This window comes from Anaerolineales bacterium, from assembly GCA_015075725.1.
Classification (GTDB): Bacteria; Chloroflexota; Anaerolineae; order Anaerolineales; family Villigracilaceae; genus Villigracilis.
In genome coordinates this window covers 3329661-3342677 of sequence record JABTTV010000001.1, presented here as the reverse complement: position 1 = coordinate 3342677, position 13017 = coordinate 3329661, and the positions used below count along the sequence as shown (strand labels likewise).

General features: G+C 47.8%; 9 protein-coding genes. All 9 read left to right on the top strand.

Features of this window, described 5'->3' with window-relative positions; translation table 11 throughout:
- Window positions 1–212 precede the first annotated feature (212 nt).
- The 9 genes from HS100_16135 to HS100_16095 all read left to right on the top strand — a co-directional run bounded on the left by HS100_16135 (window position 213) and on the right by HS100_16095 (window position 12896).
- Window positions 213–1016: a hypothetical protein gene (locus HS100_16135; GenBank protein ID MBE7435445.1), complete on the top strand. Its 804-nt coding sequence runs from the start codon at window positions 213–215 to the stop codon at window positions 1014–1016.
- Between the two features lie 64 nt (window positions 1017–1080).
- Window positions 1081–4428, top strand: a complete 3348-nt coding sequence (locus tag HS100_16130) for a DUF3883 domain-containing protein (protein ID MBE7435444.1) — start codon at window positions 1081–1083, stop codon at window positions 4426–4428.
- Window positions 4425–7256, top strand: coding sequence for a DUF1156 domain-containing protein (locus HS100_16125; GenBank protein MBE7435443.1), 2832 nt, complete (start codon window positions 4425–4427; stop codon window positions 7254–7256). Before HS100_16130 ends, HS100_16125 begins: the two co-directional genes overlap by 4 nt.
- Complete coding sequence (locus HS100_16120; protein MBE7435442.1) at window positions 7256–8194, top strand: CBS domain-containing protein; 939 nt, start codon at window positions 7256–7258, stop codon at window positions 8192–8194. Before HS100_16125 ends, HS100_16120 begins: the two co-directional genes overlap by 1 nt.
- A 53-nt stretch (window positions 8195–8247) precedes the next feature.
- Window positions 8248–11346 carry a DUF499 domain-containing protein gene (locus tag HS100_16115; GenBank protein ID MBE7435441.1) on the top strand — a complete coding sequence of 1033 codons (3099 nt, stop codon included), beginning with the start codon at window positions 8248–8250 and terminating at the stop codon, window positions 11344–11346.
- Between the two features lie 2 nt (window positions 11347–11348).
- On the top strand, window positions 11349–11846 hold the full coding sequence (locus tag HS100_16110) for a hypothetical protein (GenBank protein MBE7435440.1): 498 nt from the start codon (window positions 11349–11351) through the stop codon (window positions 11844–11846).
- 15 nt (window positions 11847–11861) lie between these two features.
- Window positions 11862–12290 carry a hypothetical protein gene (locus HS100_16105; GenBank protein ID MBE7435439.1) on the top strand — a complete coding sequence of 143 codons (429 nt, stop codon included), beginning with the start codon at window positions 11862–11864 and terminating at the stop codon, window positions 12288–12290.
- Window positions 12291–12292: 2 nt separating this feature from the next.
- Window positions 12293–12637, top strand: a complete 345-nt coding sequence (locus HS100_16100; GenBank protein ID MBE7435438.1) for an ASCH domain-containing protein — start codon at window positions 12293–12295, stop codon at window positions 12635–12637.
- Between the two features lie 4 nt (window positions 12638–12641).
- A complete protein-coding gene (locus HS100_16095) occupies window positions 12642–12896 on the top strand; it encodes a hypothetical protein (GenBank protein ID MBE7435437.1) in 255 nt (84 codons plus the stop codon).
- Window positions 12897–13017 lie beyond the last annotated feature (121 nt).

Below are 13017 nucleotides of genomic sequence, written 5' to 3'. Positions count from 1 at the left end.
CGAAAGGGGGTGAACTGGCGATTCGTACCCTTCATTCGGGGTTTGAAAATTCGGCTGACTGTATCTCGCGGCGATTGCCGCCCCCTCCCTTCAAATGTGACAGTTTAATTCTTGACTGGACAAGGTGAGGGTCGGGTAAAATCGAACAACCTGAAACGCGGAATCTTCAGGCTTCGTCAGCAGGATGGAACAAGGACAAGGGAAGACCTTTCATGGACCTGATCGAATTCATTCAAAATCTCGCCACCGCCAGCGCCGTCGTGCTCGGCATCACCTACATCATCGGCGGGTTGATCGTCAATCTCAACCTCGCGCGGCGCGGACTTGTGGAATACCAGATCCTCAAAGTGAAATACCTGGTAGTCGGCATCATCTTCCTGCTCCAGACGGCGGGGGTATTCGTATTCGCCAGCCTGCCCGCCCTTCTGATCGCCACCCGTAATATCAACGACATCTACATTCTCGAGATCATCAATATCGTTTCGATGCTGTCGGGCATCGGTCTGTTATACGCCTGGGCGCGGTTGACGACATCCTCGAATTCCTTTTTCAGGTCGTGGTGGTTCTGGTTTTTCGCCTCTGCGCTGGGATATTTGTTCCCCGCCATGCAGGTCATCAGGGTCTATCTCTTTCCGGTGGATAACGTCATCCGTCAGGTCGTCAACGGGCAGGCGGCAATGACCGCCGTCCTGACCTTCCTCGCGCAGGTCTATCATTATTCCGCCTTTTACTACGGCACGGCCGGCATGATGGGCGCGCGCGACCCGATCGGCATGGGCATCCCTTCGCGCATCCGCCTCTCATGCACGCCGGAGAACGCCGCCTTACTGCGCAACCTCGGCGCGCCCATGACCGAACGAAATGTGAGCGAGACGGTCTACCTGCTCGACGAAACGGACAGCAGTTATATCGTCGCCCTCTCCCCCCACGCCGATGCGCCCGGTTTCGTCGGTACCTTAAAGGTGGACAAGTCCCTCGTGAAGGCGATCCTGTTCCTGCCTGCGGGTGGTGGATGATTATTTTGGGACGGGTCGGGTAGAATTGGAGAATATGCGGGGAGAACCCTCGCAAGGAAACTTCATGACGAATATAAAACGTGGAAGTATCTTGCGCGGCTCACAGTGGCCCGAACCGATAGAAGTTATTCTCCTTGAAGAACAAGGGGATTATGTCCGTTTGGCTGGGACGCTTGTAAACTCACGACAGTATTGGGATGGATTGATCAAGGCAGTTGACTTGCAAGCGATGCAAGAAAATGCAGTCGAATTATTTCGTGCGGAACCGCGCAGTGTATTTCTTTCAGTCGAAGCCAAACGGTATCGGTATGCTTCGCTATATGACCCGCTGTTGGCGATGAATACATGCAAGGTTGACCCGCTTCCCCATCAGATCGAAGCGGTGTATGGGTTTGTGTTGCAGTTGCCACGCATCCGATTTTTGATTGCAGATGACCCTGGGGCAGGCAAGACCATTATGGCGGGATTGATCATCAAGGAGTTGAAACTTCGCAATCTGGTCAAACGTGTGTTGATTATTGCACCAGGACACTTGAAACCGCAATGGGCACGCGAAATGCACGAGCGGTTCGAAGAACATTTCGTCACCGTCGGACGTGCACTGATGGATGCTTCCTATGGGCAAAATATTTGGACACGTGAAAACCAGTTGATTGCTTCGATTGACTTTGCCAAGCAGGACGATGTGGCGGCAACTCTGGCTTCTTCCCGCTTTGACTTGATCATCGTGGACGAAGCACACAAGATGTCTGCGTATCGATATGGGGAGAAGTTGGATAAGACGGGACGTTACAAGCTGGGCGAAGTGCTTTCGGACATCAGCACGAATTTATTATTCCTGACCGCTACTCCCCACCGCGGCGACCCCGAGAATTTTAGACTGTTTTTGGATTTGTTGGAACCTGGATTCTTTGCGACCACAGACATGGTGGCTGAGTCCATTCGCAACCAGGAAAACCCGCTGTTCATTCGCAGAGTAAAGGAAGATCTGAAAGACTTTGAAGGCAAGCCATTATTCCTGCCCCGCTACGTGGATACGGTGGCGTTCAGGTTGGGAATTGAAAGCCCGAAGGAAGTTGACTTATACAACGCTCTCTCGAAGTACGTGAACGAGCAATATAACAAGGCGTTGACCAAACAGGATAAGCGTCGCAACATCGCCTTTGCATTGGTCATCTTGCAAAGACGTCTTGCATCAAGCACATTTGCGCTGTTGAAATCATTGGAACGCAGAAAGAAGCGTTTGGATGAATTACTGGAAGGTGCCACGCAGAACAACCGTAACGGGTACACAGCCTACAACCCGAACGACGATGAAGAAGATGAAGACGAGCAGACCCGCTGGGCCCAGGAAGAAGTTTGGGAGACGCTCAGTGTGGCAGAAAATCAGGATGAACTGCGGGCAGAGATCGAAACGCTCAAGGATTTAATTCGCAAGGCGAAAGCCATTGTAGACTCGGAGAGCGAAGCCAAGTTACGGCATTTCAAAGATTCATTGACAAGACTTGACCAGCAACACCCTGGCGCGAAGATTTTGATTTTCACCGAATCGCGCGATACACTCACCCACCTTGAAAAGCACATCAAAGAAAAATGGGGCTACACGGTTTGCACCATTCACGGCGGGATGCGATTGGAAGAACGTATCAATGCCGAGCGGACGTTCAAGAACGAAGCACAGGTGATGATCGCCACCGAAGCGGCGGGCGAAGGTATTAACCTGCAATTCTGCAACCTGATGATCAACTATGACCTGCCGTGGAACCCAAACCGACTTGAACAGCGCATGGGGCGTATCCACCGCTACGGGCAGACACGCGAAGTTTTCATTTTCAATCTGGTTGCTGAAGATACGCGTGAAGGGCGCGTGATGAAAGCCTTGTTCGACAAGATCACCGAAATCAAGGAAGCGCTTGGTTCGGATAAAGTCTTTGATGTGTTGGGCGATATTGTGCAAGGTAAGGGACTGGCTCAGATCATGGTGGAAGCGGCGGCGGGCGCGCGCAATATGGATGAGATATTGAAAGAGATCAACATCACCGTTGACAGGGAATACATCCAGCGCGTACGGGATAACCTTGGCGAGAGCCTTGCCACGCGCTACATTGATTACACGCGCATCAAGGAAAAGGCAGACCAGGCGCGTGAGTATCGCTTGATTCCCGAATATACCGAAGCGTTCTTCAAACGGGCGTTCGAGGTCCTGGAAGGCAAATGGACGAAAAAGAGTATGAAGGAATTCCCGCCCGGCTCGTTCCTGAGCATTGACTCGGTCCCCTTTCAGTTGAAGAATATCGCGGAGGAGGAAACGTTCCGACGGCAGTTCGGAAGCCTGCAGCGGCGTTACCCGCTGGCAACGTTTGACAAGGAATCTGCCATGCGGATTTCGCAGGCGGAATTCATCTCATTTGGAGACCCGCTGTTCGAAGCCTTGATGATCTGGGTGGAACGCAATCTGGCGGATACACTTTCGCAAGGCGCGGTTTTTACTGATCCCGATGGCAAGATGGATGGCATTCTATTGTTTTATCAGGGTGAGATTTTAGACGGGCGCGGGCATGTCACAGGCACACGTTTATTTGCCCTGTTCAATGATATAAACTCTGGTGAAATCGCTGCCGTCAACCCGGCCGTCCTTTGGGATCTAAAAGAGGGCGGCGATAATGAAGAAAATGTGGATGTCGAAGCGCTCAAGAAAAAAGCCTTTAGCGTGTTATTGCCTGAGTTGGAGAAATATAAAGCTACTTTGCTGACAGAACGTGAACGGCAGGCGGCGATCAAGGAAAAGTATGGGGTACGCTCGTTGGAGCATTTGATTCTGAAACTGGATGGCGATTTGATTGGTTTGTACAGCAGACGCGACATGGGCGAGAATGTAGAGCGTTTCATCAAACCGAAGGAAGATCAGAAAGCCAGTTATGAGCACGCTTTGCAGGAATTACGAACAGGCTTACAACAGGAACGTAGTTTATCGATTGGGTCGCCGCGCTTTATTGGGATGGCAAGAATTGTGCCTGAAATTGATGCGACAATGGTGAATGACGCAGACATCGAGAAAATTGGAATGGATATGACCATGCAGCATGAACGCGAACAGGGCTGGACGCCTGAGGATGTGTCGAAGGAGAATTTGGGCTTCGATGTGCGCTCGACTTCGCCCGATGGGCATAAGCGCTACATCGAAGTGAAAGCCAGAGCGGAGATCGGCGCGGTGGCACTGACTCAGAACGAATGGTTCAAGGCGAAGCGGTTTGGCGATGAGTATTATCTGTACGCGGTGTTGAACGCGTCCAAAACGCCCCTGTTGTACAAGGTGCAAAACCCTGCGGCGTTGTTGAAGCCCGAAGAGCAGGTGGAAGTCCGTTATATGGTATCGGCAAGCGAGATTCAGTCAAAGGGAGAACGTGCATGAGCAACGGCAAGCAGGCTAAAGGTCAGAATGAGGCGCGTGATTTCCGTCGCTTTATCGAAGAATCTTTCCCCGTCAAAGAGGTGGGCGAAGCGTCTGCGTACGAGAAGAATATCCGTCAAGGACATATCAGCACGTTGCACATCTGGTGGGCGCGCCGTCCGCTTGCCGCCAGCCGCGCCACTGCCTATGCCGCGCTGACGCCCGCGCCCAAAGACGCCGAAGAATGGCAGAAGAAGCGCGATTTCATTGTCCAGTTGAGCCAGTGGGAGAACTCGAACAACCAGAGCCTGCTGGAACGCGCCCGCCGAGAGATATTGGAAGCGAACGGCGGCGTGCCGCCCAAAGTGCTCGACCCGTTCTCGGGCGGCGGTTCGTACCCGTTGGAGGCATTGCGCCTGGGGTGCGAATCCTACGCCAACGATTACAACCCCGTGGCGGTGCTAGTCGAGAAAGCCACAATGGAATACCCGCAGAAATTTGGGCGTCCGTTTGAGGGAATGCCTGATTGGGCGAAACCTGACCTCACTCCTAGCCCCTCCCCCGAGAAGAGAGGGGAAAAAGGAAAGGGAAAGAAGAAGCAGGAGGAACAACCCGCTCTTTTCGACCCGACAATTGGTTCGGAATCAACAGACTTTAATCCACTCCTGAACGCGGTGCGGTATTGGGGAAAACATGTCTTGGAGGAAGCATATAAAGAATTAGAAGAATTTTATCCTTCTGATCCTGATGGCAGTCTTCCCGTCGGCTATATTTGGGCAAGAACAATTCCATGTCAAAACCCGTCTTGTGGAAAAGAAATACCACTCATGCGTGGCTTTTGGCTTGCAAAAGGTACCCGCAACATTGCACTTTATCCAGAAGTTGTCAAAGGCGATTTAAAGTTTCGTGTTGTAGGTGACGACTATGACAAAATGCCAAAAGATTTCAACCCTGAAAACGGGACGGTCAATCGCGCCGTAGCAACATGCCTGCACTGCGGTGCAGTTGTTGACGGAGAAACCACTCGAAAACTGTTTCAAGATAAAAAATCAGGTCAGCGTCTGATTGCTGTGGCGTTGATAAAGCGGAAAACTAAAGGAAAGATCTATAGAATTGCAACAAACAAAGATATTGATATTTTCCACAAAGCAGAGCAGGTTCTTAAACAAAAGCGTGAAAAACTGATGCCTGAATGGGGAATGGACCCTATTCCTGATGAGCCGATGAACACTAAAGATCCCAATACTGTTGCTGGTAGAGGGTATGGTTATACAAGATGGGAAGAACTGTTTAATTCAAGACAGAAATTGTCGTTGATAACTTTTATTGAAAAAGTTCGGCAGATAGCAGTACATCAAATTGACAATCAAAACCCGGAGTTTTTCAAAGCAGTTGCTACTTACTTAGCATTTGGAATTGATAGACTTGCAGATTTTGGCTCGACGTTATGCCTCTGGAATTACACTGGTGGTCGTGGAGTAAAAGGAACGTTTGCACGACAGGCTTTGCCAATGGTTTGGGATTATGCCGAAGCAAACCCTTTTAATCCTGAAGCCGCTGGATGGGAAACAGCAATTGAAAAAAATAATGATTGGATTGCCCACGCTAGTTTGACATCAAATAAGCCTGTAATCTCTACGCAAAGTTCGGCTGTTTCTCTTCCGTATGAAGAAAACTATTTCGATGCAATACTAACTGATCCGCCATATTACGATAATATAAATTATGCAGAATTATCCGACTTTTTCTATGTTTGGCTAAAAAGGTCAATTGGTTTTCTTTACCCTGAGTTGTTTTCTACACCCCTTGTTCCAAAACAAGGTGAAATTGTTGCTAATGCTATCCGCCAAGGTGGGCAGGAAAAAGCGACACAATTCTTTGATGAAATGCTGAAAAAAGCATTTCAAGAAACTTATCGAGTCTTAAAGCCCAATGGCATTGCTGTTATTGTTTATGCACATAAATCAACAAAGGGATGGGAAGTTCTTGTAGACTCTTTACTGGATTCAAATCTTGTTGTTACTGAAGCATGGCCTCTTGACACCGAAAGGGAAGGCAGAGTCAATTCACAAGAAACCGCAGCACTTGCGTCGTCAATTTACATTGTTGCACGAAAAATGCCGCGAAACCCAACAGGTTTCTATAATGACGTTCGCAATGAATTGCAGCAACATTTAGACGCCAAACTTCATCGCCTGTGGGAAGAAGGCATTGGCGGCGGAGATTTCTTCATTGCCGCCATTGGTTCCGCCATCGAGGTCTTTGGCAAGTATGCGCAGGTGATGGATTATGAAGGCAACATCGTCCGCGCTGACCGCCTGCTGGAAGATGTCCGCTCGATTGCGACGAATTACGCCGTCAAGCAAATCTTGCACAACGGCTTTGCGGCAGAGATCACGCCGATGGCAAGGTTCTACGTCCTCTGGCGCTGGAACTACGGCGAAGCACTTGTCCCCTTTGATGAAGCCAATAAACTGGCGCATTCGTGCGGTCTCGACCTGAGTCTGCAATTCAGCAAGAACGGCTTCATCAAGAAGGAGAAGGAATTTGTCCGCATGTTGGGTCCGCAAGGGCGCAAACTGGACGACCTGGACGATCCGCGCGACATGATCGACGTGATGCACAAGGCATTGCTGCTCTGGGAGAAAGGTCAACGCAGCGAGATGGTCAAGGCGCTGTCCGACCGTGGCTTCGGCAAGAGTGAGGCTTTCTATCGTGTGGCACAGGCGATCTCCGAGACACTTCCGCTGGAGAGCAAGGAAAAGAAGTTGCTCGATGGGTTCCTGGCGGGGAGGGATCGTGTCCAGGAGGAAGTGGAGAAGAGTGAAAGTCAAGGGAGATTGTTGTGATGAATAATCAACGAAGAGTAAGCGGCTGGATAATTTTCAGCGCGATATTCAGCGGTATTGCCTTCTATGGCTTGTTGTTTGTTCTGGTTAGATGTTTTCCTTTGTGGACAGGCAGGAAAATTGAGAACGAATGGATACTTGTCCTGATATCTGCAATTCCATTGCTAATTGTGTTGGCGTTTTTACTTGCAGGAAATGTTTCCAAGGCAAGCATAGCAGGAATGGAGTTCGAGTTTGACAAGCCAGTCTCCGCAAATCTACTCGAGAAGCTCGAGGTTCATCCTGAAGTTCTTGCAACCCAAAAGAAAGGAGGGATTCAAGAACTATATAAGATCATCAACTACGATCTTGAGCAGATCACGAAATCGAAGATATTGCTTGTAGCATTAGACAAAGCAGGGAAACGAGTAGGTTTTATACCGCTACGGCAATACATCCACGTGCTATCACGCCGGGCATTCTTGGAATATGTTGTTTTTGTTGACGAATCTGGAAAATACTTAGGGTTTACAACCGCAAAAAGATTTATTACCAAGTTCCCAAAATCCGAACTTGAGCAATTAGTTGAAGATATGGAAAATGATCTTGCAAAAAGAAAAATCACCAATGTAAAAAGTTTTCCGCTTGCAAGGATGTTAAGAGAGCGCTCAACGGTTACACATGTACGCACATTGATTGAAGAGCAATGGTCTAAGCCTTATAAAAAGGAAAAGGTCGCCAGTGACGATTTGGAACGATTAGGGGCTTTACATGTCCATGTAGAAGATAAAACTGATGTCAAATTTGTGTTTTGGACATTAACCAAATACGATGTGCCAGGAATTCCTGTAACTGACACTAACGGCAAATTCCTTGGGATATTCACGAAAAATAAAATAACTGACACAATCATTTCGCAACTCCTTGATAAAAGCGTCAAATCGGATAAAAAAGCATGATTAGTTGTTCGCAACATCGCCGCTCCGCACAATAGTAAGCTAGGAGATTCAAAATGACCCTTAGAGAACTTATCAAACAAGGCGAAGGCAATCGTCTCGAATTCAAAAGCACCTTGCAGTGGGATATTAGGCAGGGCGTAAAAAGCGAGTCTCTGCGAAAGATGGTTCTGAAAACCATCGCGGCATTCCTCAATTCGGAAGGCGGAACGCTCCTGATTGGCGTTGAGGACGATGGCAGTATTTATGGCTTGGAAGCAGATCTTGAACTGGTCGGGAAATCGCGTGACCGCTTTGAGCAATTAATCTCCACGCTGCTGGTTGAACAGTTGGGCGCTGCATACGCAACGCCACCGATGTTCAAGGCTCGCTTCGAGAACATCGAAGGGAAAACGGTCTATGTCGTTGAAGTCCAGCCGTCGTCCGAACCTGTCTTCCTAAAAGGCGAAAAAGGTAAGGAACTTTACGTCCGCGTTCAAACCGTGACCCGAGATTTGGACGCGAAGGATACAATGGAATATATCAAGTCGCATTGGGGGGAAGTCAACAAAAGAAAAAAGGCTTCCTCATCTCATGAAGGAGAATCAAATTTTATGATTGGCGCATTTCACACCATCGCAATCCCACATGACGATATTCTGCAAGGCAAATTGACAATGGATGTCTTTGCCGCCGACCTTTGGGAAGTGTTCAAAGGTCGCGGGGTCGAAGAATACCGCAACCCTGATCTGTTCTTCCAAAAGACCTACGAAACCGAAGGTCTCAAAACCCTGTTGGACGTGGTTGAAAAGCGACTCAAAGGCAAGGGCGGTGACCCCGTCTTGCAGATTCAAACTCCGTTTGGCGGCGGTAAAACGCACACCCTCATCGCCATGTATCACAAGGCGAAAGAATGGGGCGCGAAGCCTGTGGTGATGGTCGGGACGACCATGTCCGCGAAGGAAACGCTGTGGGGAATGCTCGAAGAACAACTGACAGGCAAGAAAAAGAACTTCAAAGACATGGTAGCGCCAGGGCGCACCGATGAACTTCGCGAGATGCTCATCAATGCTGGTCCCGTATTGATTTTGATGGATGAGGTTCTGGAATACATCACCAAAGCGCTTGGCGTGACGGTTGGTGAAAGTACTCTTGCAGAACAAACCATTGCCTTCATGCAAGAACTGACCGAGACGGTTAGTATGTTGAACAATATCGTTCTAGTGGTCACATTACCCTCTAGCAATATGCCCAATATGCAATCTGCCAAGGCACAACAATTCCTGCAAAGCCTGCAACAGGTTTCAGGTCGCGTTGAGAAGATCTATACGCCGGTGCAGGAACACGAAATTACAAGCGTCATCCGTTTGCGCTTGTTCTCTAAGATCGATCAGAAGAAAGCCAGCAAAGTTATCAATCAATTCGTCGAATACGCCACTCACGAATCTCTTCTGCCTTCAGGTGTTGAAGCCTCTGAATATCGCGCTCAATTCGAAGCCTCCTACCCATTTTTGCCGGATGTGGTCGAAATTCTGTATCACCGCTGGGGAAGTTATTCCACGTTTCAACGTACACGCGGCGCATTGCGCTTGCTGGCATTAGTTATTCACAACCTAAAGGATATGTCTGCGCCCTACATCACGTTGGCGAACTTTGACCTATCAAATCAAGAAATCCGCCGTGAATTGCTCAAACACATCGGTGCCGAGTTCGACAGCGTCGTAGCAGCAGATATAACAAGCGCCGAAGCTGGCGCGCAAAAGGTAAACACCAATTTGGGCAAAGCCTATCAAGGGCTAAAACTGGGTGAACGTGTCGCTACCACTGTCTTTATGTATTCCTTCTCGGGTGGTGTAGAACGGGGTGCTACTCTTACTGAGATCAAGCGTAATGCGACCACCACAGAGAACCCCTCCGCAACAGTAGCGGAAGCCGTTGAGGAACTTAAAGGACGATTGTTCTACATTCAAAATCAGTCCAGCAAGTATTTCTTCAGCAATCAAGCGAACCTAAATCACTTGCTTCTGGTCAAAATGGATAATGTGCAAGAAACAGAAGTCAAAGCTCTTGAAGAAAGGCTGTTGCGTGAAAATGTCCGCACAGATAAGTTCAAAACTTATATCTGGCGATCTGAAAGCGCAGATATTCCTGATATTCCCGATTTGAAATTGGTTGTGCTATCGGAAAATAATCCAGCAGCTATCAAAACTATTTTGGAAGAAAAAGGCGGTTCGCCGCGCGTTAACCGCAATACAGTTTTCTTCCTTGTCCCCATGCCAAGCGAAAGAGTGGCGTTTGGGAATACGGTTCGTCGTTTTCTGGCGTATCAGGCATTACAAAGTGACATCACGCTAAAACTCACTGCCGATCAGATGAGTGAAATCAAAACTAATCAGAAACGATTGGAAAGCGATTTAGCAGAAGGCTTGCGCAGACTTTATAGGCAAGTCTATTTGCCAGCCAAGAATGGCATCAAGGATAGCGACCTTGGTGTCCCGACGTCTGGATATTCTGGGTACATCGATCAAGAAGTTTATGAACGTTTACGTTCCGATGGTGAAATCCTTGAAAAGATTGCGCCTTTGGTTATCCGCGAAAAGTTCTTGAAAGACCGTGATTTTGTTTCTACGACACAGTTGTATCAGTCCAGTTTGAAGACGCCCGGTGAAGCACGTGCAACCAGCCAACAAGCCTGGGATACTGGTATTGCAGAGGGAGTACGGCAAGGTTTATTTGGCTTGGGTGAAGTCAAAGACGACAAGCCAATTTGTCAGTACTATAAACAAGAGTTAACTGTCGCTTTTACAGACAATGAAGCACTTATCAAAGCGGAAATCTGCCTAGCACAAATCAAAGAACGAGAGACACAAACTACATTTACACCCAGTGGCAGTGCTTCCTCAGGAGGAATTAGTGAACCATCTCCTGTTTTACCAAATGCTGGTGGAGCATCTACATCAACAGGCTTGCCAGATAAAGGTTTGAAACAGTTGTCTTTCAATTTCACTGTGCCAAAGGGAAAAGTCGCCAATCTCATGGGCGTATTGAACTATCTCCAAAGTAAGTATGAACACATGGATATCAGCCTTCATCTAGACAGAGGTCAAATGACTGAACAGGAGTACGAGGACAAAGTCAAAGAAGCTTTCCGGCAAATGGGAATTGATATTGAATAAAAATGGAAATTAGTCTAAAGGTTTTTAATCCGCATTGGGAAGTTGTTTACAACATTCCAAAAGGTACTTCCTTGCAAAAAGGTCGTCATGGTCTTTACCATGACCTTGTCAATGCGGCTGGTAATGTTACGGTACGCTTTGGCTGTTATTCCTGGGGGCATGCGGATGAAATCTTTTATATTGGGTCATTTTCAAAAGACTATAAACATGGCAATCACAAATCCAATTTAGCCGGGCGTGTTCATAATTACCTGCAAAATCATCGAACAAAAGAGACTGGTCAGAAAAATACGAACTTAATGGTGTTTGAGAGAATAAATGAAGGTCTCGCTATCCGAGATATAACGCTTAAGTTATTTCAATTTGATTTCCTTGAATTGGGATTACAGAGGGTTGAATACGCCTCATATATTATCGATACAGATTTAGTTCGGGCATTGGAGCAACTATTAATATGTTCTTATAAAAATATCGATCAATGCCGTTGGAATAGGGAATAATCAAAAAGGAGTGGTATGCGAAAGCAAACGCCAGAAAATGTTCCTTCTGTGAAAGAGTATCTTGCTGCATTCCAAAAGATTGAAAGCAAGATGACTGAAAAACAGAAGCAAATGCTCATCGAACATTACAATTCAGATTGTCACGTGACGACAGCAACCGATTTAGCAATTTCAGTGGAATTCAATAGTCATGGCGCTGCAAACATGCAATATGGCATTTTAGGCTCAATGGTTTCAGAAGCTTTGGGCTTGGGAAAACTAGGTGTAATAACCCTGGTATTAATGATTCCGCCCAATAACTATTCCACTAAAGAATGGTTATGGGTCATGCGTGAAAATGTAGCCAAAGCACTTGAACAATTAGGCTGGGTCAAAAAGACAAGTCATCTCTTTTACCCGAATGGCAAGGTCGGTCCTGATTTGGATGAAAAAACAGAGGAGTAAAGATGACCAAAGAAATTCAAAATCGTGCTCTCAGTGTCCGCCAACCTCTTGCCGAGCAAATCATGCGCGGAACGAAGAAAATCGAGTACCGAAGCAGGAATACGAACATACGGGGCAGGGTGTATATCTATGCCAGCAAAAAACCAAGAGTGGATATTTATAAGAAAATGAAAGTCGAGCCCGGCACTTTTCCTGCCGGAGTGTTGGTAGGAACAGTCGAGATCGTCGATTGCAAGGAAAAGTCCGGCGAATATCACTGGATATTGGCGAAACCAAAGCGATTGAAAAAGTTGGTCAAGCCCAAGTCCCAGCCGCAGCCTGTTTGGTTCAAACCGTTTAAGGAGTAAGAGTATGACAGATAAATATTTGAAACTTGAACATTTTCTTCGCGATCTTCCACCAAGCCAGAACGAGGTAACTCTTTCTTTCGAACAAGTGGAAAGAATCATTGGAAACACACTCCCGCCTTCCGCTTATAAATATCAGGCATGGTGGGCAAACTCTAGAGGAAGTCATGTCGAAGCAGAAGCATGGTTAAATGCAGGCTGGCGCGTGGAGACGGTCAACTTGCGGGAGAAATGGGTGCGGTTTGTGAGGGCTGGGTAGGGATCTCACCCCCGTCCCCTCTCCTTCAGGAGAGGGGAGTCTGTTGCGCAAGGATTAGACTTCTCCCCTTGGGGGAGACGGGAGAGGGATTTGTTTTGCTCGCAGAGTTGCGCGATTGGCT